The sequence below is a fragment of the Meiothermus ruber DSM 1279 genome (assembly GCF_000024425.1).
Taxonomy (GTDB): Bacteria; Deinococcota; Deinococci; order Deinococcales; family Thermaceae; genus Meiothermus; species Meiothermus ruber.
Window position 1 is genome coordinate 2,236,251 of record NC_013946.1, and the last position, 23,080, is coordinate 2,259,330.

Annotated in this window: 24 protein-coding genes; 13 read left to right on the top strand and 11 right to left on the bottom strand. The window is 64.9% G+C overall.

The features are described from left to right. Window positions 1-23: 23 nt before the first annotated feature. Genes fmt through MRUB_RS11025 form a run of 3 tightly spaced genes read right to left on the bottom strand, consistent with a single transcriptional unit; the run spans window position 24 to window position 2,494 of the window. Window positions 24-977, bottom strand: a complete 954-nt coding sequence (fmt, locus tag MRUB_RS11015) for a methionyl-tRNA formyltransferase (RefSeq protein WP_015586787.1) — start codon at window positions 975-977, stop codon at window positions 24-26. Next, window positions 977-1,561: a peptide deformylase gene (gene def / locus MRUB_RS11020; RefSeq protein WP_013014436.1), complete on the bottom strand. Its 585-nt coding sequence runs from the start codon at window positions 1,559-1,561 to the stop codon at window positions 977-979. The genes fmt and def overlap by 1 nt, the downstream gene beginning before the upstream one ends. 57 nt (window positions 1,562-1,618) lie before the next feature. Then, on the bottom strand, window positions 1,619-2,494 hold the full coding sequence (locus tag MRUB_RS11025; protein ID WP_013014437.1) for a DMT family transporter: 876 nt from the start codon (window positions 2,492-2,494) through the stop codon (window positions 1,619-1,621). A gap of 92 nt (window positions 2,495-2,586) precedes the next feature. Here MRUB_RS11025 and MRUB_RS11030 point away from each other — a divergent pair, with 92 nt between their 5' ends. Next, window positions 2,587-3,009, top strand: coding sequence for a nucleotidyltransferase (locus MRUB_RS11030; protein ID WP_013014438.1), 423 nt, complete (start codon window positions 2,587-2,589; stop codon window positions 3,007-3,009). Further along, entirely contained in the window at window positions 3,006-3,233 is a 228-nt protein-coding gene (locus tag MRUB_RS11035) for a hypothetical protein (protein ID WP_013014439.1), read from the top strand. The genes MRUB_RS11030 and MRUB_RS11035 overlap by 4 nt, the downstream gene beginning before the upstream one ends. On the opposite strand, the gene MRUB_RS11040 is transcribed toward MRUB_RS11035, so the two are convergent. Beyond that, complete coding sequence (locus tag MRUB_RS11040) at window positions 3,199-4,101, bottom strand: CAP domain-containing protein (RefSeq protein WP_015586786.1); 903 nt, start codon at window positions 4,099-4,101, stop codon at window positions 3,199-3,201. The two genes, MRUB_RS11035 and MRUB_RS11040, sit on opposite strands and share 35 nt — an antisense overlap. Before the next feature lie 97 nt (window positions 4,102-4,198). Here MRUB_RS11040 and MRUB_RS11045 point away from each other — a divergent pair, with 97 nt between their 5' ends. Beyond that, the gene (locus tag MRUB_RS11045) at window positions 4,199-4,768 is read left to right on the top strand and encodes a CAP domain-containing protein (protein ID WP_152024896.1); all 570 of its coding nucleotides are present in this window, start codon (window positions 4,199-4,201) and stop codon (window positions 4,766-4,768) included. Here the strand turns inward: MRUB_RS11045 and MRUB_RS11050 are convergent. After that, entirely contained in the window at window positions 4,765-6,006 is a 1,242-nt protein-coding gene (locus tag MRUB_RS11050) for a M16 family metallopeptidase (RefSeq protein WP_013014441.1), read from the bottom strand. The two genes, MRUB_RS11045 and MRUB_RS11050, sit on opposite strands and share 4 nt — an antisense overlap. A 20-nt stretch (window positions 6,007-6,026) precedes the next feature. Continuing rightward, on the bottom strand, window positions 6,027-7,259 hold the full coding sequence (locus MRUB_RS11055; RefSeq protein WP_013014442.1) for a M16 family metallopeptidase: 1,233 nt from the start codon (window positions 7,257-7,259) through the stop codon (window positions 6,027-6,029). Window positions 7,260-7,352: 93 nt separating this feature from the next. Here MRUB_RS11055 and recG point away from each other — a divergent pair, with 93 nt between their 5' ends. Both recG and MRUB_RS11065 read left to right on the top strand, forming a co-directional pair. Next, window positions 7,353-9,716, top strand: coding sequence for an ATP-dependent DNA helicase RecG (gene recG / locus MRUB_RS11060; protein WP_013014443.1), 2,364 nt, complete (start codon window positions 7,353-7,355; stop codon window positions 9,714-9,716). Between the two features lie 43 nt (window positions 9,717-9,759). Further along, window positions 9,760-10,005: a hypothetical protein gene (locus MRUB_RS11065; RefSeq protein WP_013014444.1), complete on the top strand. Its 246-nt coding sequence runs from the start codon at window positions 9,760-9,762 to the stop codon at window positions 10,003-10,005. A gap of 146 nt (window positions 10,006-10,151) precedes the next feature. Here the strand turns inward: MRUB_RS11065 and MRUB_RS11070 are convergent, their stop codons facing one another. Beyond that, window positions 10,152-11,156: a serine hydrolase domain-containing protein gene (locus tag MRUB_RS11070; protein WP_013014445.1), complete on the bottom strand. Its 1,005-nt coding sequence runs from the start codon at window positions 11,154-11,156 to the stop codon at window positions 10,152-10,154. 52 nt (window positions 11,157-11,208) lie between these two features. Here MRUB_RS11070 and MRUB_RS11075 point away from each other — a divergent pair, with 52 nt between their 5' ends. The 7 genes from MRUB_RS11075 to MRUB_RS11105 all read left to right on the top strand — a co-directional run bounded on the left by MRUB_RS11075 (window position 11,209) and on the right by MRUB_RS11105 (window position 17,668). Then, the gene (locus tag MRUB_RS11075; protein ID WP_013014446.1) at window positions 11,209-12,306 is read left to right on the top strand and encodes an anhydro-N-acetylmuramic acid kinase; all 1,098 of its coding nucleotides are present in this window, start codon (window positions 11,209-11,211) and stop codon (window positions 12,304-12,306) included. A 30-nt stretch (window positions 12,307-12,336) separates the two neighbouring features. Next, a complete protein-coding gene (locus tag MRUB_RS11080; protein WP_013014447.1) occupies window positions 12,337-13,104 on the top strand; it encodes a nucleoside phosphorylase in 768 nt (255 codons plus the stop codon). Between the two features lie 239 nt (window positions 13,105-13,343). Further along, window positions 13,344-14,246, top strand: coding sequence for a M23 family metallopeptidase (locus MRUB_RS11085; RefSeq protein ID WP_013014448.1), 903 nt, complete (start codon window positions 13,344-13,346; stop codon window positions 14,244-14,246). A 37-nt stretch (window positions 14,247-14,283) separates the two neighbouring features. Further along, a complete protein-coding gene (locus MRUB_RS11090) occupies window positions 14,284-14,679 on the top strand; it encodes a bactofilin family protein (protein WP_013014449.1) in 396 nt (131 codons plus the stop codon). A gap of 81 nt (window positions 14,680-14,760) precedes the next feature. Then, entirely contained in the window at window positions 14,761-15,711 is a 951-nt protein-coding gene (locus tag MRUB_RS11095) for a M23 family metallopeptidase (RefSeq protein WP_013014450.1), read from the top strand. A 116-nt stretch (window positions 15,712-15,827) separates the two neighbouring features. Then, window positions 15,828-16,682, top strand: a complete 855-nt coding sequence (gene accD / locus MRUB_RS11100; protein WP_013014451.1) for an acetyl-CoA carboxylase, carboxyltransferase subunit beta — start codon at window positions 15,828-15,830, stop codon at window positions 16,680-16,682. Window positions 16,683-16,720: 38 nt separating this feature from the next. Next, window positions 16,721-17,668: an acetyl-CoA carboxylase carboxyltransferase subunit alpha gene (locus MRUB_RS11105; RefSeq protein WP_013014452.1), complete on the top strand. Its 948-nt coding sequence runs from the start codon at window positions 16,721-16,723 to the stop codon at window positions 17,666-17,668. A 95-nt stretch (window positions 17,669-17,763) separates the two neighbouring features. Here MRUB_RS11105 and phnE read toward each other — a convergent pair whose 3' ends face one another. The 3 genes from phnE to MRUB_RS11120 form a co-directional block, all read right to left on the bottom strand. Then, window positions 17,764-19,392 (bottom strand): phosphonate ABC transporter, permease protein PhnE, encoded by a 1,629-nt coding sequence (gene phnE, locus MRUB_RS11110; RefSeq protein WP_013014453.1) that lies wholly within the window; start codon window positions 19,390-19,392, stop codon window positions 17,764-17,766. Next, on the bottom strand, window positions 19,389-20,147 hold the full coding sequence (gene phnC / locus MRUB_RS11115) for a phosphonate ABC transporter ATP-binding protein (RefSeq protein ID WP_013014454.1): 759 nt from the start codon (window positions 20,145-20,147) through the stop codon (window positions 19,389-19,391). The genes phnE and phnC overlap by 4 nt, the downstream gene beginning before the upstream one ends. Before the next feature lie 110 nt (window positions 20,148-20,257). Then, a complete protein-coding gene (locus MRUB_RS11120; protein ID WP_013014455.1) occupies window positions 20,258-21,133 on the bottom strand; it encodes a phosphate/phosphite/phosphonate ABC transporter substrate-binding protein in 876 nt (291 codons plus the stop codon). A 118-nt stretch (window positions 21,134-21,251) separates the two neighbouring features. Here MRUB_RS11120 and MRUB_RS11125 point away from each other — a divergent pair, with 118 nt between their 5' ends. Next, window positions 21,252-21,938 carry an HAD family hydrolase gene (locus tag MRUB_RS11125; protein ID WP_013014456.1) on the top strand — a complete coding sequence of 229 codons (687 nt, stop codon included), beginning with the start codon at window positions 21,252-21,254 and terminating at the stop codon, window positions 21,936-21,938. Here MRUB_RS11125 and MRUB_RS11130 read toward each other — a convergent pair. Further along, a complete protein-coding gene (locus MRUB_RS11130; protein ID WP_013014457.1) occupies window positions 21,921-22,997 on the bottom strand; it encodes an N-acetylmuramoyl-L-alanine amidase family protein in 1,077 nt (358 codons plus the stop codon). The two genes, MRUB_RS11125 and MRUB_RS11130, sit on opposite strands and share 18 nt — an antisense overlap. Window positions 22,998-23,080: the final 83 nt, after the last annotated feature.

Below are 23,080 nucleotides of genomic sequence, written 5' to 3' on the forward strand. Positions count from 1 at the left end.
GATAGCTTGCCAGCAAAGCTGGGTCAGCCCAGCCGATCGCCCACCCGCAGGCGGGCCCCCCGCGCCCAGTCGGCGGCCGGCATGGGCTTCTTACCCTCGGGCTGCACCTCTTTCAGCAAGAGGCTGCCCTGCCCGGCGGCAACCATGAGCCCATCGGCGATGTGCAGAACCGTGCCCGGCTCGAGAATCTGCTCCAGTGGGCCCCTCGACATCTGCAGCACCTTTACCCGCCGGCCCCGGTGCTCGAACCAGCTTCCCGGCCAGGGCTGCACCCCCCGGTGGCGGTTGTAGATTTCATCGGCGCTACGCTCCCAGACGATTTTTCCGTCGTCTTTTTGCAGCATGGGGGCGTGGGTGCCCAGGGCCGGCTGGGGCTGGGGTTGCAGGTGCTCGAGGTCGGCCAGGGCCTCCAATAACAGCTCGATCCCTTTGTCGCGCAGGCGGTTGGAAAGCTCCACGGCTGTTTCGTCGGGGCCCACCGGGGTGCGCCAGCGGGCCACCACCGGGCCGGTGTCCATGCCCACATCGGTCTGCATGATGCAGACGGCGGTCTCGGTCTCGCCGTGGATCAGCGTCCACTGCACCGGAGCCGGGCCGCGGTACTTGGGCAGGTCGGAAGGGTGCAGGTTCAGGAAGCCGAACCGGGGGATTGCCAGCAGCTCGGCGGGGAGAATTTTGCCGTAGGCCGCCGTGACCGCCACCTCCGGGGCGATCTCCCGGAAAAGCTCTGTGAACTCGAGGTTCTTGCGCAGTCTGGCGGGCTTCTCGACCCGCAGGCCCCGGGCCTCGGCCCAGGCGGCCACCGGGCAGGGCGTGAGCTTGAGACCCCGGCCCGCCGGTTTGTCGGGCTGGGTCACCACCAGCACCACCTGGTGCTGCTGGTAGAGGGCCTCGAGCACCGGCACCGCCCAGGCCGGGGAGCCGAAGAAGGCCACCCTGCGAGGTTGGTTGGAGTGGGTTGAGATGGTCTCGTTCATCATCGCTTGGCTTCTCGCAAAAAGGCTTTGGCCTGGCGCTGGAACTCGGCCAGGTCTTCACGGTGCTCCTCGAGGAACTTCTGCCGGTCGGCGAAGGACATGCGCTGGAAGAAAAGGATGCCGTCGAGGTGGTCAATCTCGTGCTGCATGACCACCGCCAGGTAACCCTCGGCCTCGAGCACCTTCTTCTGGCCGTGCTCGTCCTGGTACTCGACCCGCACCTGCAGGTCGCGCTGGGCCCCCTCGGCGTACAGGCCCGGCAGCGAAAGGCAGCCCTCGAGGATGGACTGCCGGCCCGCGCGGTAGGTAATGACGGGGTTCACCATCACATATAGCTGCTTGACGCGGGTCTTGAGGTCGGCCTCGGGGCCTTCTTCTTCGTCGTCGTCCAGGTACTCAGCGGCCACAAACAGCCGCTGGCTCACACCCACCTGCGGGGCGGCCAGCCCCACCCCCCGGGCCTCAAACATGGTCTCGAGCATGTTCTCGGCCAGTTGGGGTATGCCGCTAAAGTCCTGCACCGGCAGGGCTTTTTTCTTCAAAACAGGGTCGCCGTACAGGCGGATGGGGAGAATCTCGGCCATATCTTGGTTGATTGTACCGGTAGGAAGAGGCGGTTACTGGAAGGCAGGCCCGCCGGACTAAGCATCCCTGGTCACCCTCCCCAGCGTGTTCACGATGATCACCCCCACCAGGGCGATACCCCCGCCCACCAAAGCCAGCAGGCCGGGCACTTCCCCCAGCCAGAGGTAGGCGATCAGGGTGGCGAGCACCGGGGAGACATACAGAAAACTGGTCACCTGCGAGGCCGGGGCGCGGCTCAGGGCGTAGTTCCAGGTCAGGTACGAAAGGCCGCCGGGCAGCACCCCCAGGTAGATCACGCTCCAGGTAGCCTGCGGCGAGGCCGCCTGCACCTCGGAGAAGAGCCCCGGCCAGAAGACCAGCAGGGGCAGCGTACCGGCCCAGATGGTGTAGGCCGTGAAGTTGAGGGGGTTGTACTTACGCGCCAGGCGCCGCTGGAAGACAAAATACACCGAGGTCACCAAGGCCGAGAGCACAATCAGCAAAGCGCCGGGCTCGAGCTGAAAACTACCCGGATGGTTCCCCACCGCAATCAGGGCCACCCCGGTAAAAGCCACTGCAATGCCCAACCAGCCCCAGGCCGAGAGCCGCTCCCGCAGGAAAAAATAGGACATCAGGGCCACAAACACCGGCCCCACCGCAATCAGGAGGGCCGCCGGGCCAGCTTTCACCGTGACCTGCCCGAAATTGAGGGCGGTGTGGTAGACGGTAATGCCCAGAAACCCCAGCCCGAAGATGGCCGGCCAGTCGCGCCGCTCGGGCAGCGGCATCCGCACCAGCAGGGCATAAACCAGCATCACGCTCGAGGCCACTAAAAAGCGCAGCAAGGTGAGGTGCGCGGGGCTGTAGTCCTGCAGGCCCGCCCGTATCCCGGCAAAGGCCGAGGCCCAGGGCAGGATGGTAAGGGCGATGGCAAGGAGAACTCGAGCTTCCACAACAACCGGCTCCTCTCGGGACAGACGGCTTCGCCGCTGGAGGATACTAACATGGGCTAAGCTATAAGCAGCGGTGCACCCCGCGCTGAGATATGACCCAGGAGATGCTCGAGTTTATCCGCTGCCTCAATACCCAGGGCGCTCGCTCAATGGTAATCGGTGGCTATGCCCTGGCTTTTTTGGGCGTGCCCCGCTACACCAAAGACCTCGACCTGTGGGTAGACCTAAGCGAGGCTCCCCTAGTTCTTCGAGCCATCCAGACTTTTTTTGGTGGGGACGATTTGGGGCTCACCCTGGAGGACCTCAGCACCCCAGGGGTGGTTCAACTGGGCTACGAGCCCAACCGGATTGATCTGGTGCTGCTGGCTGGGCTAGATTTCGACCAGGCCTACGAGCGAAGCCAGGTTCATCAGGTAGAGGGCCTCCCGGTGCGGGTGGTCTCGCGTGAGGATTTTATTACCCTGAAAAGGGCTTTTGGGCGCAGCATTGACCTGCGCGATATCGAGGAACTATGAAACCCATCGCCCGTAAATACCGCTTCGAGGAGGTGCCCTCCGAAAAGGAACGCTGGCAGGCGCTGCCCCTGGAGGTGCGCTTGCAGGCCGTGGTGGAGATGGCCTTCTTCTGGGCCCGTTTGCAGGGCCAGCAGAACCTCGAGAAAATCCAGCCGGTGGCCCGCAAAAGACCCCTGACCGAGCCAGCACCTAGGGCTTCAGGGGAATCCGGTGGCTGTAGCTGATGCGGTTGCCCTGGCGCAGGCCCAGCCATAGCGCTTCCAGCGTGCTGGGGAGGGTAAGCTCGAGGCGCACCGGCCCCGAGAGGTTCTGCCAGAAGCGCGGTTGTGCGCCCACCGCCAGGGTGAAGCTGCCCGCCGGGAGCTGAAGAACCACGCGCTGGCCGGGTACAGCGCTTCGCTCGAGGGTCTGCTCGAGGCGCAGGCCGCGCTGGCCGTTCTGGGTGGCCCACCAGGTCTGGCCGTCGAAAAGCGCAAAGCTCACCTCGGCGCTGGGGGGCAGCTCGAGGCGGGCCTGGATGGGGGGGTTGAGCCGGGCGTAAAGGTTGTTGCCCACAAACACCCCCACCGTACCGGGGGCGCTCCCCGAAAGAACCAGCACCGTGCGCTCGGCCTGGGCTGGGGTCAGGCGCACCTGGGGGTCGAAGGGCCGCCCGATGAAGTTCTGCACCACCACCACCCGGCGGCCCTGGCGCACCAGGGCCACCCCCAGGTGGGTGAACTCCGGCTTGAGCAGGTTGGCCCGGTGGCCGGGGCTGTTCATCCAGCCCACAAGCGCCCGTTGGGGGATCTCGGGGTCGGGGTAGCCTTCGAAGCTGGCCAGGTTCTCCCCCACCATCACCTCGAGCACCCCTACGGCCCGCATCCGCTCGGCGGCCCCCAGGCCATCCGGGTTCTGGTGGGCAAAGAAGTTGCGCTCCTGCATATCCTGGGCGTGCCCCAGCGCCGCCTTGTAGGCCAGCGCGTCCCACTGCAAGGGCCGCAGGCCGCGTTCCTGGCGCACCTGGTTGGTGCGCTGGAGCACCTCCAGCTCCAGGGCAGTCTGGGCCAGCGCCCCACCGCAAAGCAACAACCCCAAAAACCACACCCACACCCTTGCATCATAGGGGCTGAAGGCAGGAGCAGGTGTTTATTTTCCTGAGAAAAGGCTCAATGGTCATCGAGCTAAAGCAGATGCCACAATAAAGCATGTGAAGCCTTGGATGCTGGTTTGTCTGCTTAGTCTGGCGGCCTGCACCTCCCCTGCCGCCCCACCATCCACAGAGAGCCCCGATCCGCCTTCGGAAAGCCTGCCTGCCTGCAGCGCGGTTCGCTTCGATGCCGAAGGTGCCGGCCTGAGCAGCGCGGTGTTCACCCAGGCCCTCAACCAGGTGCGGGCCACTCCCTGCCGCTGCGCCAACCAGGCCTTTGCCAGCCCGGTGGCCGCGGTGGCCTGGGACGCCAAGCTCGAGGCCGCCGCCCTGGCCCACAGCCAGGACATGCAACGCAATAATTTTTTCTCACACACCGGCTCCGACGGTAGCAACCCCGGTCAGCGCATCGCGCGGGCCGGCTACAGCGCCGCCAGCTGGGGGGAGAACATCGCCGCCGGCTACCCCGACATGAACACGGTAATCCGGGGCTGGCTGGACAGCAGAAGTGGGCACTGCGAGGCCATTAAGAGCGCCAGCTTCAGCGAGATTGGGGCAGCCCTGGTGCAGGGCGATGCCTCCAACACCTACCGCACCTACTGGACGCTGGTATTGGCCCGGCCCCGTTAGCCCGCCGGTACCAGGCTGTAGAAGAAGCTCCGGCTGAAGGGCTGGGCCTCGAGCAGGCCGTTTACGTCGTCAAGCGTGACGGCCTCCACCTTGCGGGCCACCTCGCTCAGGGGCTCGTAGCTCTGGTTGTAGAGGTACTGGAGGCCCACGCTCATCAGGCGCTGCATGGGGGTTTCGCCAGCAAACACCAGGGCGGTGGCCAGTTTGTTTTTGGCCCGCTCGAGCTCCTCCGGGCGCACCCCCTGGCGCTCGAGGCGCTCGAGTTCCTCGCGCAGCACGGCCTTGACCACCTCCTCATTGGCGGGGTCGGTCTGGGCGTAGATGTAAAACAGACCGGCCTGGTCGGCCTCATCCACCCCGGCCCCCACCGACTCCACCAGCCCCTTATCAGTCAGGGCCCAGTGCAGGCGGCTGTTGCCCTCTTCCCCCAGGATGTTGGCCAGAATGCTGGCCGCGTAGCGGCGCGGGTCCTGGGCCGCGACCCCCGGTGCAAAAACGGCCAGGTAGGTCTGGGTGGCCTTGGGGTAGGGTTCGCGCAGCTCGCCCACCGCCGGGTTCAGCGCCGGGTAGGCCCTTTCGGCATGGCCCTTCGGCCAGGAAGCGGTGAGCGCGGCCACCTGCTCGAGGGTGCGCTCCCAATCCACCCGGCCCGCCAGGGCCAGCACCAGGTTGGAAGGAGCGTAGCGCCGGGCCTGGTACTGGGCCATCTGTTCGCGGGTCAGGGCGGTGATGGACTGGGTGGTGCCCAGCACGCTATTCCCCAGCGGGTGCCCGGCAAAGTAGCGGGCCCGCCCCCAGTCGAAGAGCATCACGTTGGGGCGGTCTTCGTAGAGGGCGATCTCCTCGAGGATGACCTGCTTCTCGGTGTCGAAGTCCTCCTGGCGCAGGGCCGGGCGCATCAGGTCGCTCCACAGCTCCAAAAGCCGGGGGGCGAACTCGGGCAGCACCGCCCCGTAGTAGACGGTGTTCTCCTCCGAGGTGTAGGCGTTGTACTGGGCCCCCATCTGGTCGAACTCGAGGTTGACCTGCAGGGCGTCGCGCCGCTCAGTGCCTTTGAACAGCATGTGCTCCAGAAAGTGCGAAACACCCGCGATCTCCGGGGTCTCGTCGCGGCTGCCGGTCTTGCAGAAGTAGCCCAGGGCCACGCTCTTGGCCTCGGGGTTGATCTCGGCGATGACGGTGAGTCCGTTCTCGAGGGTGGTTTGGCGGAAGGTCAGGGTCGGTCGGGTCAGGGTCATGACTACTCCGGAAAGCGAATCTATTCAGCAGCCACCAGCTTGCGCGGCCCCAGGGTGGCAATCCAGGGGTTCTGGTAGGGGTGGGCGGCCAGGTAGCGGTTGATGCGTGTTACGTCTACGGCTGCAATCTGGGCCTCGATCTCGTCCAGGGTGCGCACCCGGCCCAGCAGGTAAAGGTCGCGGGCGATGCTGGCAGCCCTCGAGCGCGAGGACTCGTCCTGCATCACCAAAGCCGCCCGCAGGCCCACCTTGGTGCGCTCGAGCTCCTCCTCGCGCACCCCTTCGGCCAGCCGGGCGATCTCGGCCTGCATCACCCGCAGGGTCTCGTCGGCCCGCTCGGGGGTGGTGCCGGCGTAGGCGGTCAGGTAGCTATAGCCTTTAACGCCGTTGGGTGCGGCGTACACCGAGTAGACCAGGCCCCGCTTCTCCCGCACCTCGGTAAACAGGCGGCTGCTGCTGCCCCCCGAGAGCACCTGCACGGCCAGGCGGGCGCTGTAGAACTCGGGGTGCTCGAAGGAGATGTCGGGGTAGATCAGGCCGATCTGCACCTGGGCGGTCTCCTGCTCGAGGTGCAGGGTGCGCACCGGCGCCAGCTCAACCGGCGGGTAGCCCGCCCCCGCCCCGCTCCAGGCCCCAAAAGCGTTCAGAACAGCCTGCCTGGCCTCTTCAAAGCCGATGCCGCCCACCAGGGCCAGAATGGCCCCCTGGGGGGCGTAGCGCCGGGCAAAGTCGTCCCGCAGGGCCTCGGCGGAGATGGCTTTGAGGTGGGCCTCCTGGCCGCTGGGGTTGCGCCCGTGGGGGCTGGCAAACACCGCCCGGCGCAGGGCCGCAAACATCTTCTTGGGGGGCTGATCCTCCAGCGCGGCCAGCTCCTGCAGGGCGATCTGCCGCACCGCCTCGAGGGCCTCGCTGGGCAGGTGGGGGCGCATCAGCACGTCGGCGTACAGCCCCAGCACCGCCTCCAGCTTGTCGGCCAGGAACTGCGCGGCGAAGGTGGTGTGCTCGAGGGCGCTGCTGCTACCCCGGCGCACCCCCAGGTCGTCGAAGGCCTCGGCCAGGGCCCGCGCATCGCGGCGACCGGCCCCTTTCCATAGCCAGCCCTCCAGCAGGCTGGCTGCGCCCTCCATCCCCTCGGGATCGTTCACGGCGCCCACCGGAACCAGAAGCTGCATAGCCACACCCGGTGTCCAGGGGCGTTCTTCCACGGCCAGCGTCAGGCCGTTGGGCAACACTTCAACTTGGGATAAAGCCATACCCACCAAGTATACGCGCCATCCCCTCCCAGACCATGACCTTTTCGACATTGCCACGGGCGCACCACAAAAGCAGCGCCAACCCCAGCTAAAATGAATCGAGAGGAGCACGTGACCCGCGAAGAGCTCAAAGCCCGCCTCATCCGCCCCATCGCGCGCGAACTGGCCGACGGCGCCCAGGATCGGGTGGTGGCCGGGGGCCTGGAAAAGCTGATTCAGAACCTGGGCCAGCCCTTCCCCGAGGTGGGGCGGCTGCTGGCCGGGTACCGCCAGATGGATGTCGAAACCCGCAAAGAGCAGCTGAAAAAAGCCCTCGAGCTGCTGGGGGGCCAGGTCGCCGAAAGTAGACCCCAGCGCCTCGAGCCCCCCCAAGCCGTGCCCGGTACCCGAAGCCCGGCGCTGGAGACCGTGTCCTTCGACACCCCGGTGGAAGCCCTGAACCTGGGGCCCGGCGGCAGAAAAAAGCTGGCCGAGCTGGGCATCCGGGCCCTGCGCGACCTGCTGCACCACTACCCCCGCCGCTACGAAGACCGGCGCACCCTGCAGAGCATCCGCGAGGTCGAGGACGGCGCTAAAGCCACAGTGGTGGGCAAGGTACTGAGCCGGGAGCTGGTCAAGACCCCCCGAAAGGGCCTGCAGCTGGTGCAGGTGCGCTTTATGGACGCCTGGGGCTGGAAGTTTACCGGCGTCTGGTTCAACCAGCCCTGGGTGCTCAAGCAGATGCCCGAGGGCGCCAGCCTCGTCCTGTCCGGGCGGGTGCAGAAGCGCGGGGGCGTTACCTCGCTGATGGTGGAGTACTTCGAGGACGAAGGCGGCGAGTCGCTCTCCACCGGGCGCATCGTGCCGGTCTACCCCGCCAAGGAAGGCATTGGACAGGCTTTTTTGCGGCGGGCAGCCTGGCGGGCCCTCGAGGCCTTCCAAACCATACCCGACCCCCTCGAGCCCTACTTAAAGCAAGCATCGCTGATGCCGCTGGACAGGGCCTTGCGGCAGGCCCACTTCCCCAGCTCGGAAGAACAGCTCGAGCAGGCCCTCCAGCGCCTCAAGTTCGACGAGTTTTTGCTCTTGGAGCTCAAGGTGATGATCGAGTCCGGGGGCTCGGCGCTTCTGGGCCGGGTCTTCCGGGTTACCCCCGAGATGCTCGAGCGCTTCCGCGCCGCCCTGCCGTTTACCCTGACGGGTGCGCAGGAACGGGTGCTCTCGGAAATCCTGGCCGATATGCAGTCCGAGCGGCAGATGGCCCGGCTGGTGCAGGGCGATGTGGGCTCGGGCAAGACCGCGGTGGCCGCCGCCGCGCTCTTTGTGGCGGCCCAGAACGGGGCCCAGGGGGCTCTGATGGCCCCTACCGAAATTCTAGCCAAGCAGCACTTCGAGAACCTCACCCGCTACCTCTACCCGCTGGGGGTCTCGGTGGATTTGCTGGTGGGCTCCATGTCGAATGGCGAGAAAAGGAGCGTGCTGGAGCGGCTCAAAAGCGGCCAGACCCAGGTGGTGGTGGGCACCCATGCCCTCATCCAGGATGGGGTGGCCTTCCATGACCTGGGCCTGGCGGTGATCGACGAGGAGCACCGCTTCGGCGTGATGCAGCGCCGCCGGCTGCTGGGCCAGCGCCCCGACGTGCTGGTGATGTCGGCCACCCCCATCCCGCGCTCGCTGGCCCTCACCCTCTACGGCGACCTCGAGGTCTCCCAGATCGACGAACTCCCCCCCGGCCGCACCCCCGTCCGCACCAAAATCCTCACCCAGAAAACCCGCACCCAGGCCTACGCCTTTGCCCGGCAGGAGATAAAAAAGGGCCACCAGGTCTTTGTGGTCACCCCCATGATCGAAGAGGGCGAGTCGGAGGCCACCGCCGAACTGGCCGCGGCCACCCGGCTGCGCGAGGAGCTGGAAATTCTTCTTCCCGACGTGCGCATCGACCTGCTGCACGGCAAGATGAAGGCCGAGGAAAAGGACGCGGTCATGGAGCGCTTCAAACAAGGGGCTTTCGACCTTTTGGTCTCGACCACCGTGATTGAAGTGGGGGTGGATATTCCCCAGGCCACCGTGATGATCATCGAAAACGCTGAGCGCTTCGGGCTGGCCCAGTTGCACCAGTTGCGCGGGCGGGTGGGGCGGGGGGGGCTGGAATCCTACTGCGTCCTGATTGCTGGCGAAACCTCCAAGCGCACCCTCGAGCGCCTGCGGGTCATCGAGGAATCCACCGACGGCTTCTACATCGCCGAGCAAGACCTCCGGCTGCGCGGCCCCGGCGAGCTGCGGGGAACCCGCCAGTCGGGCATGCCCGACCTGCGGCTGGGCGACCTGGCCTCCGACCAGGCCATCATCGAGCAAAGCCGGGCCCTAGCCAAAGCCATCCTGGAGGCCGACCCCTACCTCGAGCAGCCCGAGCACGCCCTCTTGAAGCGCGAACTCCAGGCCCGGGCCGAGGCCATTGGCTTCCGCGAGGTGATTTAGATGGGGTTCGGCAGGCCCCGGCGTTTTGCAGTAGCATAAAGCCATGTCCCTGGAATGGGCCTTAGGGGTGCTGGTTCTGCTGGCGCTGGTCGCCCTGACCTTCTTTCAGCTAGGGCGCCTGAGCCAGCCTTCGAACCCTACACAACAGCCTCGAAAGCGGCCCCGCCACCCCTCGGTGTTTGTGGATATGGACGACAACCCCCCCATGGAGATCGATTTTGAGGCCGGCATCCGCGCCAATCAATCTTCCAGCCGCAAGCACCCCAGCCGCGACGAGGCTTCCAGCTGACCACCCCCTGACCAATCCGGGCTAGCTTGGCCTTGTGGAAGGGCTTATGTCGCTGCTGCTGCTTCTGGTGGTCGCCATACCCACCCTGGTGCTGTTATGGCGGGGGGTTCTCGAGGGCGCCCCGGCCGACGAGGCCCTGGAGTAAATCAGCCCTTCCAGGCTGCGGCAATTGCGTTCCCTACAGCACGTCGCAGCTCAGCAATGCCGGTTTCTTTGCGCCGGCTGGGATGCACCCGGTTGGTGAGCAAAACCCAGGCATAGCCCCGCTCAAAATCCATCCAGACCCCGGTTCCGGTAAAGCCGGTGTGCCCCAAGGTCTGGCAGCTGCACAGACTGCCCCCGCTGTAGGAAGGGGTGGGTATCAGCCAGCCCAGGGCCCGCTCGGCATGCTGCGGGCGCCGCATCTCCGCCAGCGCTGCCGGGGAGAGCACCTCGCCCTTCATCAACCGGTGGACGTAGGCCAGAACCCCCTTCAAGCTGCCAAAAAGCCCGGCGTGCCCGGTGGCTCCACCCAGGGCAAAGCAGTTTTCGTCGTGAACCTCACCCTGCAAGACCCGCCCGCGCCAGGGGTCGTGCTCGGTCGCGGCACACTGCTCGGGGTTTGGGGGGTTGAAGACCAGGCCCTCCGAAAGAGTAAAAACATCCAAGCCCTTACCCCTTAAGCGCTCCAGCACCAGCCCCAACAGGATGTAGCCGATATCGGAATACACATGCGCGCCCACCGGCCCCACTTCCCAGCGGTGCTGCAAAACCCGGTGCTTAAGGGTGTGGGCCTCCCCGCCCCAGGTATAAACGGCCTCCCAGGCCGGCAGCCCGGCCACATGCGTTAGCAACTGCCTTAGGGTACGGCTGGGCAGCTCGCTACCCTGCATCCAGGCCAGCTCGGGCAGGCAGCTCGAGAGCGGGTCGTCCAGGTCGGCCAGCCCCTCCTCCACCAGATGCAGTATTTGCGGCACGGTAAAGAGTACCTTGGTCAGGCTGGCCAGGTCAAAGAGGGTATCGGGGTCAACCGGCGCTGGCTTCTGCAGGTGCTTGACCCCGCTGCAAAACATCTCCGAGGAGCCATCCAAACCCACCACGCCCAAAGCAACCCCCGGTATTCGCCCCGATTCAACCGCCCCCTGAACGATCTGCGAAGCCTTTTTTAGCATGGCCTCCCCAGTCTATACCGCTCGCCCAGGCAGCAGCGGTAGAGTCTAGGGTATGCGCGTTTTGGGTTTGATGTCCGGCACCTCGGTGGACGCGGTGGATCTGGTGCTGGCCGAGTTGGCGGGTCGGCCGCCAAAGCTCGACTGGCGGGTGCTTCGCCACAAAGAAGCCCCTTTCCCAGCCGAGCTGCGCGCCCAGATTATCCGCACCCTGAAGTCGCAGACCACGACCCGCGAGCTGGCCCTCTTGCACCATGCTCTGGGCCGCTTTTATGCGGAGGTAGCTACCGATTTCAAGGGCCAGGTAGACCTGGTGGCCTCGCACGGCCAGACCGTCTGGCACGAACCCCCCCACGCCACCTTGCAACTGGGCGAACCGGCCTATCTGGCCGAAGCCCTGGGCGTACCGGTGGTCTCGGATTTTCGCCCCTCCGACCTGGCCCTAGGCGGGGAGGGTGCACCCTTTGTGCCCTACGCCGACCTGCTGCTCTACGGAGAAAAAGGGGTTCGCCGGGCCATTCACAACATCGGGGGCATCTCCAACCTGACCTACCTGCCCGCCGACCTGAATCCCAGCAAGGTGCTGGCCTTCGACACCGGGCCTGGCAACGCCCTGCTCGACGAAGCTGCTGGCCGACTGGGCCTGAACCAGGACACAGGCGGCAAAATTGCGGCTTCGGGCAAAGTAGATACGCTGCTGGTAGAGCGCTGGCTGGCCCATCCCTACTTCGACCGCAAACCGCCCAAATCCACGGGGCGCGAGCTCTGGAACCTGGAGACGCTGGACGAGGATGCAGCCTTACCCCCCCAAAACCTGCTGGCCACCCTGACCGAGTTCACCGCGCGTTCCATCGCCAAAGCCTACCAGGACTTTGTGCTACCCCTGGGGCTCGACGAAATCTGGGCAGCCGGCGGCGGGGCCTACAACGCCACCCTTATGCAGCATCTCAAGCGGCTTTTACCGGTTCCCGTGTATACCTTCGAGGAAAAGGGCTTCGACTCCAAGCACCGCGAGGCCCTTTGTTTTGCGGTGCTGGGGTATCTGCGCCACCTCGAGCTGCCCAACATCCTGCAGCAAGTTACAGGGGCGAGCCAGAGCGCCATCGCGGGCAAGATCACCCGGCCCTCTACCCGCCACGCTGGGCTGGCTTGATGGCGGGGCCTCGAGTACCATAATAGGCCTATGGCAGACCTGTACCACATCGGCTTCGGGCCCGAAGATCTGGGCGATCACCGCCCCACCCTGGCCATTCTGAGCGGCGACCCCAACCGCGCAACCCAGATAGCCCAGACCAAGCTCAGCCAGGTCAAAACCCTCTCGGAAAACCGAGGCTTGAACAGCTACCTCGGTTTTTTGCCCAACGGACGGCCCATCATCTCAGCCACCAGCGGCATGGGAGCCCCCAGCCTGAGCATCGTGGTCAACGAACTGGTGCAGGTCGGCATCCGCACCATCATCCGGGTGGGCACCAGCGGCTCCATCCAGGAGGATGTAAAGCCTGGCAGCGTGGTGATTTCTAAAGCGGCCCTGTGCCGGCAGGGCGCTGCCAACGACATTGCCCCCCCCGAGTACCCCGCCAGCGCCGACCCCTTCCTCACCGTGGCCCTGGTGGAGGCCGCGCAGCGCCTGGGTGTCGAGCACGCCCTGGGCATCACCGCCTCGGTAGACACCTTTTACGAGGGGCAGGAGCGCACCGGTTCAGCCAACCCCCACCTGCTGCGGGCCCTCCAGGGGATTACCGAAGAGTACCGCAACCTGCGCATACTCAACTACGAGATGGAGGCCGGCACCCTGTTCAAGATGGGCAACGTGTACGGGTTTGCCGCGGCCTGCATCTGCGGCATCATCGCGCAGCGTACCAGGGCCGAACAGCCCATCCTGGAGGCCAAAGGCCTGGCGGTGCAGCGCGCCATCGACGTGGCTATCGAGGCAGCCGCCCAGTTTGCCTAGTTCTTTCGGGCAGGTGGGGATGTTTTAATGGCTGCTTTAGAAAGGTGTGACTTGAACTACAAAACATCGTTCATGTAACGCCCCACTTTCCCAGAAAGTTCTAATCCAACACCCCCCCCCAAGCCGCAACTGCCAGATTCCTGGGGGAAATCCGGGAGGGCCCAAAGATGAGAGATTGGGCCTGGCAGGTTAAAGGCCCCTTGACTTTAACCATAGGGCGGCGTTACTTATAGCACCTGATGCCGCCCCGTCGACACCCCGTGCGTTATACCCTGTGGCTGGCCCGCACCGGCGCCGCCCCACGGGCGTTTTCCCTACCCGCCTGGGTTCCGCTGGTGGTGGTGCTGGTGCTGCTGGTCTGGAGCGGCCTGAACCTCTGGCTCTGGCAGCGCACCGCCGAGATGCGCAGCCTGCAGATTCAGTTGGTAAGCCTGTCGGATCAGGCCCGCAAGCTCAACAACCAGTTGGCGGCTGAGCGCACCCGCAACAACGCCCTCAGCCAGGATGCCCAGAGCATTCTGAAGCAGCTCGAGGTGCTCGAAAAAGAGATCAACACCCTGCGCGAGCGGGCCGGGATGCCCAAAATCAAACTCACCCCAACCCGCAACGAGGGCGGTGGGCGCGGGGGGGCCGCGACCCCGGCGGCCCTCGAGGATGTCTTAAAGTATGCCGACCAACAGACCAGGGCTTTTTCCGAGAAGCTGAGTGAGGTATCGCCGGCGCTCAACGAGGCCCTCGAGCGGGAAGCCGCCATGCCCTACGGCTACCCCATCCGCGGGCAGACCCGGATCACCTCGTATTTCGGCTACCGTCGCAACCCTTTTGGCTGGGGCTTTGAGTTTCACAACGGGCTGGACTTCCCTGCCTCTTACGGCACCCCCGTGCGGGTCACCGGGGCCGGCAGGGTCATCGAGACCGGCTGGAAAGGCCCCTTTGGCCTGGCGGTGGTGGTGGATCACGGCTACGGCTACCGCACCCTGTACGGGCACCTATCCTCCATCACGGTACAGGTTGGGCAGCGCCTCGAGCGCGGCGACCAGGTGGGGCTGGTGGGTTCGACGGGCCGCTCAACCGGGCCCCACCTGCACTACACGGTCTTCCGCAACGGGAGCGAGGTTAACCCGATTCCCTACCTAGACTAGCAGGCCGCGGCAAGTTTGACGGGCAGGGGTGTAAACTATGGCGGTGTTAGGTGGAGGACGTAAACCCAATCCGGCTGCGCTCACCTACCTGAGTGAGGGCAGTGAGATCGAAGGCAACCTTAGAGCCCCGGGCAACACCCGCATCGACGGGAAGATCAAAGGATCGGTGCTCGTCGAGGGCGACCTCGAGATCGGCAGCAACGCCCAGATCGAAGGCGATCAGATTAAGGCCAACAACATCATCGTTCACGGGCAGGTTAGCGCCCAAGTGATCGCGCTGGGCAAGCTGCACATCACCAAGAGCGCCCGGGTAGAAGGGGACGTGCGGGCCATGTCCCTGGATGTGGAGGCCGGAGCGGTGTTTGTGGGCCGCAGCCAGACGGGCGAGCCCAGGGCGCTGCCCCAGAACACCAAGACAGGCAGCAACCAGTAGCCCAGGCCACCCAGCCCCTCTTTTGGGGGAGGGTCAGCCGTCACCGAGGCCCAGGCCTTCTTGCTGTAGGCTAAATGGGTCATGGCGAGAGCGCCCCACCCCCTCACCTCGAGCGTCACCCTGAGGGTGCCGCTGTGGGTGGTGGCGGCTTTGCCGCTGCTGCTGGTGGGGCTGGTGCTGCTGGGGTGGAGCAAAAGCTCCCTCGAGCGTCAGCAACTGGCCCGGCTGGAGGCCCAGGCCTATAAGCTAAGCTTGGAGCTCGAGGCCGAAAAAAGCCGCAACGAGGCCTACGGCATCGAGGCTGTTCAACTGCAACAGAGCCTCAAGGTGCTGGAAAGCGAAATCAACCGGCTCCGCGCCAAGGCCGGCCTGCCCAAGCTGCACCTGCCTGCGCCGGCCCAGCCCAACCCGGTGCCCAGGCCCGACGGGGCCCCTCGAGGGGCCGGCGAGCCCATCGATCTGGGCGCTCTGCTGCTCAGCCTGCGCTCTCAGGTGGAAGGTTTTGCAGCGGAGCTCGAGGCCACTGCCGTTGCACTCAACAACCCACTCCCCCCCGATCCCCGCCCTGGGCGTGTGCTGCGGCGGCCCGCCCTCCAGGCCAGCCCCCCCAGCCCGACCCAGTTCGTACCAACCGGTCTGCCCTTGCTGGTCGAAGCCCCGCTCACCTCCACCTTCGGCTACCGCTCCAATCCGTTTGGCGGTGGGGCCTACGAATTTCACAACGGCGTAGACTTTGCCGCACCCGAGGGCACGCCGGTCTATGCCACCGCGGCCGGAACGGTGAGCGAGATGGGCTGGAACCCCATCTTTGGCCTGATGGTTCTAATAGACCACGGCAATGGCCTGCACACCCTGTACGGACACCTTTCCTCCACCTACGTCGAAAAAGGCCAGCAGGTTCAACAAAGCGCCTTGATCGGTGCAGTCGGTTCAACCGGGCGCTCCACCGGCCCGCACCTGCACTACACCGTATACCGGTATGGGGTGGCGGTTGACCCACTCCCCTATGTGGGTTATGCCGCAGTTCGCTAAGTGCCGCACCCATGCCGATTCAGCCGCGCCTCGGCTCGCACAGCCCTATACTTGAACCCCGTCCAAACAAGGGGGGTTTCGCCTTATTCTCATTCTGCGGTATAAGATAGGGCGTTATGGCCTTAGAGCGGCTTTTCCGCCGTCGCCGGGCACAGGGCGAGGCAAGGGACATTCCCGAGCTATGGGTCAAGTGCCCCAAGTGCGACGCGCAGATATATAAAAAAGACCTCGAGACCAACCTGCACGTCTGCCCCAAGTGCGAGCACCACCTGCGGCTCTCGGCCGACAAGCGCATCGCCATGCTGGCCGATGCAGGCAGCTTCGAGCAGATCACCGGCCTCAAACCCACCGACCCCCTGGGCTTTGTGGATACCGAGCCCTACCCCAAGCGGCTCGAGCGCTACCAAAAGGAAGCCGGGCGGCCCGATGCCATCGTGGGGGGGCGCTGCACCATTGGGGGCGTGGAAAGCGTGCTGCTGGTGATGGACTACGCCTTTGCCGGGGGTTCGATGGGCAGCGTGGTGGGTGAGGAAATTACCCGCGGCATCGAACTGGCCGCCCAGGAGAACCGGGCGGTGGTGATCGTCGCAGTCTCGGGCGGGGCCCGGATGCAGGAAGCGGCTTTATCCCTGATGCAGATGGCCAAGACCACCCTGGCCCTCGACCGGTTGTGGGCGCAAAAACTGCCCTACATCTCCATCCTCACCGACCCCACCACCGGCGGGGTCACGGCCAGCTTCGCGGCCATCGCCGATGTGATTCTGGCCGAGCCCGGGGCCCTGATCGGCTTTGCCGGGCCTCGAGTGATTAAGCAAACCATCCGCCAGGACTTACCCGAGGGCTTCCAGCGCTCGGAGTTTTTGCTCAAGCACGGCATGGTAGACCAGGTGGTGGATCGGCGCCGGCTGAAGGAAACCGTGGCGCGCATCCTCAAGCTGCTGCACCCCAGGACGGTGAACCATGCAGGCTAGCCTTCAAGTCAGACACCAACCGCTAAAAGGGGGTGCTTATGCCGCTTGAGTTCGAAAAGCCGATCGAGGAGCTCGAGGCCAAAATCGCCGAGCTGGAGGGCTTTGCGACCAGCAGCGGGGTCGACCTCTCCGGCGAGCTCCAGGTTCTGCGGGAGCGCCTGGCCCAGCTCAAATCGGAGACCTTCGATAACCTCTCTCGCTGGGAGCGGGTGCAGCTGGCCCGTGCCCCCGGACGCCCCACCACCCTCGACGTGATCGGGGGCATCATGACCGAGTTTGTCGAACTGTACGGTGACCGAACCTACGGCGAAGACCCCGCGGTGGTGGGCGGCCTGGCCCGCTTTGAAGGCACCTCGGTGGTGGTGGTGGGGCACCAGAAAGGCCGCGACACCAAAGAAAACATCCGGCGCAACTTCGCCATGCCCCACCCCGAGGGTTACCGCAAGGCCATGCGTATGATGGATCTGGCCGACCGCTTCGGGCGGCCCTTCATCGCCTTCATCGACACCCCCGGCGCCTACCCCGGCGTCTCCGCCGAGGAGCGCGGCCAGGCCTGGGTGATCGCCCAGAGCATCCAGCGCATGGCCCGCCTAAGGGTGCCGGCCATCGCCATCATCCTGGGCGAGGGCGGCTCGGGCGGGGCGCTGGCCATTGGGGTAGGCAACCGCGTGCTGATCCTGGAAAACGCCTGGTACTCGGTGATCTCGCCCGAGTCCTGCGCGGCCATCCTCTGGCGCGACGCCAAAGAAGCCGCCAAAGCCGCCGAAGCCCTCAAACTCTCGGCCCCCGATCTCTTGAACCTGGGCATCGTGGATCGGATCATCCCCGAACCCAGCGGTGGGGCCCACCGCGACCCCGCCGCCACCCTGGCGAATATCAAACAGGCTTTGCAGGCTACGCTTGCCGAACTCGCTGGCCTTAGCCCAGAGCAGCTATTCGAAGACCGCTACCGGCGGTTCAGGGGGCTGGGGCGCTACCAGGCCTAGTCACGGAAAAAACATCCAAAAAATAGCAGGGGGCGGCCTATGCACCGCCCCCTGTATTGCTCCCGATCAACCCGGTGGTAAAGCTTCCCTGACTCTCACACCAGCCGGCTGCGCAGCCACGAGGAAGCGAAGTCGATGATGTTCACCACCACCACAATCGCTATAACCCCCACGATCATCTGGTCGTACTGTCCCGAGGCCATCTTCTCGTTGATGAAATAGCCGATGCCACCCGCCCCCACCAGGCCCAGCACCAGCGAGGAGCGGAAATTGATCTCAAAGTTGTAGATGGTATAGGAGACAAAAAGGGGCAGCACCTGGGGCAATATAGCCCAGCGCACCACGTTCACCCCCGCCGCACCGGTAGATTCCAGGGCCTCAACCGGGCCCTTGTCGGCGTTTTCAATGGCCTCGGAGTAGAGCTTACCCAGCTCGGTCAGGGAGTGGATGGCAATGGCCATCACCCCGGCAAAAGGCCCCAGCCCCACCGCCGCCACCAGAATCAGGGCAATGATCAGGGTGGGCACTCCACGCAGCACGTTTAAAAACAGGCGGGTTGCGTAGAACACCGAGCGCATCAAGGGCGTACCCGAGGTCACGTTGCGGGCTGCTAGAAACGAGATGGGCATGGCGAAAACCGCCGCCAGAAAGGTGCCCACCAGGGCCATCTGCACCGTGACGGCAATCTGGCTCAGCACCTCTTGCAGCGGGTAGCGCTCGGCCGAAGCATCGGCCAGTAGAGGGGGCCAGGCCCTATCGGCAAACTGCTGCAAGAAGGGCCAGCCCACCACCAGCTTGTTGAGGTCAAACTCGGTGGCATCAAACGCTGGGATCAGGCAGCTCGCCACCAGAGCAATCAGGATACCAGCGCGCCAATCGTCGGGCTCGTGCAGCGTAGGGTTTCGCAACAACACCAGCCCAGCCCCCAGCATGAGTCCGGCCAGAAAAAACATACCAAAAGCGCCGTACTGGGTCGTGGCCGGCTGCACCAGGCGGTAGCCCTCGCTCGAGGCCTGCTGGGGAATAGCCCCTTGCAGATCGGCCAGGCTTTGGATGGGCTTGAGTTCCTCCTGGCCCAGCTCTTTACGTATGGCGTTGAGCTCGGGCAAGGCCTGGTTGTAGGCCTCGATCATGGCCGTCTGGCTCTCCGGGGCCGTGGGGGAGAACAGCTTGTAATAGCCCAGGCTTTTAGGCAGGTAGGCCCCTCCACCTTGGGGGGCATGAAACCAGTAAAACGCCAGCGCCCCAGCCAGGGCAGCCGCCAGCAGAATGGGCAGGCGCTGCTTGGGGCGGCTAAAAGCAAGCAGGGCCACCGAGGCAGCCACCCCAAGGGCCACCAGCAGCTCCATGAGGCCGTTGATGGGCTGCATACGAACCAACTGGGCTGGCTGCGCGTACCAGCTTCCCGCGGCCAGCAGCACCACCGCCCCTCCCAGCACACCACCCCATCCGGCAGCCCCACCCCGGCGGGTAAGCACCAGGGCTACGAGCACACCCAGGGGAATCAGCAGAAGCAGGGGATAAACGGGCGTAAGGCCCAGCAGGGTGGGGTCTATGGTATCGCGGCTCAAAAAGCCCCGGGCCCGGCTGAAGGGGAAGGCCACAAAAACCACCAGCAGGGCCAGCCCAGCGCCCACCACCCAGCGCCGCATGGAGCCCCGGGCCACCCCCATCAGCAGCGCCAAGAACACCCCGCTCAAGGTGTACAACAGCAGCTCGGTCATGCCAGCATCTCCTTGCGCTCGTATAGATCGTCGATGATCGACTCGGTAAGCTGTGCCGGCGCCCCATCGAACACCAGCCGCCCGCGCTTGAAAGCCACGATGCGCTTGGCGTACTTCAGGGCCAGGTCGAGGGCGTGGATGTTGATCACCACTGTGACCCCGTCCTGCTCGTTGAAGCGCTTGAGGGTGCGCATCACCTCCTCCGAGAGCACCGGGTCGAGGTTGGCCGCCGGCTCGTCGGCCAGCATCAGGGTGGGCTGCTGGGCCATGGCCCGGGCGATGGCCACCCGTTGCTGCTGCCCACCCGAGAGCGAGTCCACTCGAGCGTTCTCTTTTGCGGCCAGGTCTACGCGCTCGAGCTGCTGGCGGGCAATCTGGTAGTCGGCCTCGCTGTACAGACCCAGCAGGCCGCGCCAGGTGGGCAGATAGCCCAGCCGGCCATGCAACACGTTTTCCAGAGCACTCAGGCGGTTGACCAGGTTGAACTGCTGGAAAATGAAGCCGACCGTGCGGCGGTACTTCTGCAACTCGCGCTTGGGCAGCTTGGTAATATCGGTACCATTGACAATCACCGAGCCCGAGGTGGGAATCAGCAGCCCATTGAGGGTGCGCAAAAAGGTGCTCTTACCGGCCCCCGAGCGCCCAATTACGGCCACAAAATCCCCAGGGGCAATCTCGAGGTTCACGTCCATCAGAACCTGAAGGGGCCCCTTGGCGGTTTGAAAGGTCTGGTTAAGGTTTCGGACTTCAATCATGCGTTCTCCAGATCGGCTGTGCAGGCCTGGCCCTCCTCGCAAGGCCATACCATCAAATCATAAGCCCCCAGCCAGCACCGGGGGCATAAGCAACCGAAGGTTGTTCCGTCTTACTGGCCGGCCACTTTGCGGGCCTGGCGCACCACATCGTAGTCGGAGTCCTGAGCGGGAATCATGTAGTCGATGCGGTAGAGGTTAAACAGGAGTTTGCTCTCCGGGGTTTTGATGCCCTGCAGGGCCGCCGCGATGCCGCGCGAAAGGGTGGGGTATTTGGTGTAGAACTGCTTGGAGACCGAGAAGGTATCGCCGGGGATGGGCTTGGAGTAGAAAATGGCGGTGAGCTGGGCGGCCTCCTCGGGCTTGAGGAACTGCGTCCAGGCCCCGCTCTTGTTGCGGTTGTCGTTGGCAAAGGTGGCCGCTGCGTCCACCGACTTATTCAGCACTGCCAGCACCGCGGCGTCGTGCCGACCGGCGAAGGTTTGCTTGGCGAACAGCTTGTCGGGGTCGAGCTTCTCGGCCACCAGCGCGGCCCGCGGGAACACGTAACCGGCTGCGGAGTTTTTGTCTACCCAGGCGATGGTCTTGCCCTCGAGGTCGCGCACGCTCTTGATGCCTGAGTCCTTGCGCACCACGATGGCCGACCAGTAGTAGGGGCTGCTGCCGCGCACGCTCTTGAGGAGCACCTGGGCGCCCACATCCTGGTTGGCGATCACGTAGCCGTCGGGCGGGAAGAAGGCGAAGTCGAGGTTGCCACCGCGCATGGCCTCAATCAGACCGCGGTACTCGGTGGGGATGAAAACTTCCACCTCGATGGCCCCCTGGAAGCGGCGCTCGAGGTAATCGGCAATGGCCTGGGCCGCCGGGCGAAGCTGATCGGAGTTCTGGGTGGGGTTAAAGCCGATGCGCACTTTAACCGGGTTCTGGGCCAAGCCCGCGGACAGGCCAAACATCAACAAAGCTAGCAGAAGAAACAGGCTGCGTTTCATACGCCGCTTAGCCTACACCAGGTTGTGTCGGAATTGAATCAGGTCAAAATTTTGCATGACTCCGGTTACGTTCGTTCACCTACCCTTAAATCCCTTCAACCCGTAGAATGCAGCGAGCATGCAAGCCCTCATCTTCGACTTCGACGGCACCATCCTGGACACCGAAAAGAGCGAGTTTCAGGCCTGGCAGGAGGTGTACCAGGCCCACGGGGCCGAGTTATCACTGGAGTATTGGCTTCCTTTTATCGGCAACAACTCCATCCCCTTCGACCCGGCTGGCAACCTGGAACGGCTTGTGGGCCAGCCGCTGGATAAGGAAAACATCGAGCGCTGGGTGGACGAGCGCAAGCGAACCCTCAACCAGTCGCTCCAGCCCCTACCGGGGGTGCTGGACTACCTCGAGGCCGCCCAGGCCATGGGTCTCAAGCTGGCAGTGGCCAGCAGCTCGAGGCGGGCCTGGGTGGAGGGGCACCTGGAGTGGCTGGGCTTGCTGGGGTATTTCCAGGTCATCCGCACCAAGGAAGATGTGACCCTGACCAAGCCCGACCCCGCGCTATTTTTGCGGGCCGCCGAGGGACTGGGGGTCGCCCCCCAGGAAACCATCGTGCTCGAGGACTCCCTGAACGGGGTGCGGGCGGCCAAGGCGGCGGGGGCCTTTACGGTGGCCATCCCCAACGCCCTCACCCAGCACCTCGACCTGAGCCAGGCCGACCTGGTGCTCACCCGCCTGGACGACCTGGCGCTGTGGGATCTGCTGCGCATTGCCCGGCAAAAGGGCGGCGCAGGGCTACTCCCCGTTGTTTAAAAAGCGCAGGATGCCTCGAGCCAGGGCCAGGGCCAGGGTCTGGCGGTACTCGTTGGTCTGGAGGCGGCGGCCCTCAACGGGATGATTGGCAAAGCCCACCTCCACCAGAATGGCCGGGATGCGGGCGTTGCGAATCACGTAAAAAGGCGCCTGGCGCACCCCCCGGTCTACCGCGCCGGTGGCCTCTAACAACGCCCCCTGCACATAGTGGGCCAGTTGCCGCGAAAACTTGAGGTTGGACTGGGCGATCAGGTCGCGCACCAGGCGTTCGCCCACACTCTGGGCCTCGCGGGTCAGGCGCTGGCCCAGCTCGCCCCCGCCGTTCTCACGGATCACCTGGGCCAGCAGGCTCTGATCCAGGGTGCTGCCAAAGTAGTAGGTCTCGATACCCTGGGCCGCGTTGGGTGCGCTGTTGACGTGGATGGAGATAAACAGGTTGCGCTTGGAGTTGGCCATCTCGGCCCGCAGGCCCAGGTCGGTGGCCTTGTCAGGGGAAAGGTGGGTATCGCTGCTGCGGGTCAGAATGACCTCGATGCCCTCTTTTTGCAGCAGTTGCCGCAGGCGCAGGGCCAGGTCGAGGGTCACCTCCTTCTCCACCACATAGCCCACCGCCCCAGAATCAACACCGCCGTGGCCGGGGTCTATCACCACCACCCTGGGCTGGGGGCGGGGCCGGGGGGGCTGGGGTTGGGCCTGCACCGGGGGGCTGGGCCGGGGGGCCCTGGTGAGCACATCCACCACCAGGCGACGCCGGTTTCCGTCGTCCAGAAGTGCGGTCTTGACCTCTACGTTCGGCTTCAGGCGCACGAACACCGTGGCGCCGTTGCCGGCTACCACCACCTGGTAGGAGGCCACCTGGGGTGAACTCACATCCACATCGGCGGCCTCCACGCCGATGCCGCTAAAGCGAAGGGTGAGGGTGTCGGGGGACTGGGCGAGTTGGTACTGGGTTCGGGCCTCGAGGTCGAAGACCAGGCGGGTGTAGCCTTCGTGCAGACCCAGGCGCGGAAACGCCAGCACCGGGGCCAGCCATACGATGACAAAGGCTAAAAGCCGCATCTTTTTGGAGTATAGCCGAAGCCGCTGGGTTTTTATTAGACCGTTGACCCAGCACGGTTGATGGTTTGCTCATTCGGTTCATG

Coding starts and splice junctions, on each gene's coding strand:
- fmt (WP_015586787.1), bottom strand. CDS start 977: ATGAACGAGACCATCTCAACCCACTCCAACCAACCTCGCAGGGTGGCC.
- def (WP_013014436.1), bottom strand. CDS start 1,561: ATGGCCGAGATTCTCCCCATCCGCCTGTACGGCGACCCTGTTTTGAAG.
- MRUB_RS11030 (WP_013014438.1), top strand. CDS start 2,587: ATGACCCAGGAGATGCTCGAGTTTATCCGCTGCCTCAATACCCAGGGC.
- MRUB_RS11035 (WP_013014439.1), top strand. CDS start 3,006: ATGAAACCCATCGCCCGTAAATACCGCTTCGAGGAGGTGCCCTCCGAA.
- MRUB_RS11050 (WP_013014441.1), bottom strand. CDS start 6,006: ATGACCCTGACCCGACCGACCCTGACCTTCCGCCAAACCACCCTCGAG.
- MRUB_RS11055 (WP_013014442.1), bottom strand. CDS start 7,259: ATGGCTTTATCCCAAGTTGAAGTGTTGCCCAACGGCCTGACGCTGGCC.
- recG (WP_013014443.1), top strand. CDS start 7,353: ATGAATCGAGAGGAGCACGTGACCCGCGAAGAGCTCAAAGCCCGCCTC.
- MRUB_RS11065 (WP_013014444.1), top strand. CDS start 9,760: ATGTCCCTGGAATGGGCCTTAGGGGTGCTGGTTCTGCTGGCGCTGGTC.
- MRUB_RS11070 (WP_013014445.1), bottom strand. CDS start 11,156: ATGCTAAAAAAGGCTTCGCAGATCGTTCAGGGGGCGGTTGAATCGGGG.
- MRUB_RS11075 (WP_013014446.1), top strand. CDS start 11,209: ATGCGCGTTTTGGGTTTGATGTCCGGCACCTCGGTGGACGCGGTGGAT.
- MRUB_RS11080 (WP_013014447.1), top strand. CDS start 12,337: ATGGCAGACCTGTACCACATCGGCTTCGGGCCCGAAGATCTGGGCGAT.
- MRUB_RS11085 (WP_013014448.1), top strand. CDS start 13,344: ATGCCGCCCCGTCGACACCCCGTGCGTTATACCCTGTGGCTGGCCCGC.
- MRUB_RS11090 (WP_013014449.1), top strand. CDS start 14,284: ATGGCGGTGTTAGGTGGAGGACGTAAACCCAATCCGGCTGCGCTCACC.
- MRUB_RS11095 (WP_013014450.1), top strand. CDS start 14,761: ATGGCGAGAGCGCCCCACCCCCTCACCTCGAGCGTCACCCTGAGGGTG.
- accD (WP_013014451.1), top strand. CDS start 15,828: ATGGCCTTAGAGCGGCTTTTCCGCCGTCGCCGGGCACAGGGCGAGGCA.
- MRUB_RS11105 (WP_013014452.1), top strand. CDS start 16,721: ATGCCGCTTGAGTTCGAAAAGCCGATCGAGGAGCTCGAGGCCAAAATC.
- phnE (WP_013014453.1), bottom strand. CDS start 19,392: ATGACCGAGCTGCTGTTGTACACCTTGAGCGGGGTGTTCTTGGCGCTG.
- phnC (WP_013014454.1), bottom strand. CDS start 20,147: ATGATTGAAGTCCGAAACCTTAACCAGACCTTTCAAACCGCCAAGGGG.
- MRUB_RS11120 (WP_013014455.1), bottom strand. CDS start 21,133: ATGAAACGCAGCCTGTTTCTTCTGCTAGCTTTGTTGATGTTTGGCCTG.
- MRUB_RS11125 (WP_013014456.1), top strand. CDS start 21,252: ATGCAAGCCCTCATCTTCGACTTCGACGGCACCATCCTGGACACCGAA.
- MRUB_RS11130 (WP_013014457.1), bottom strand. CDS start 22,997: ATGCGGCTTTTAGCCTTTGTCATCGTATGGCTGGCCCCGGTGCTGGCG.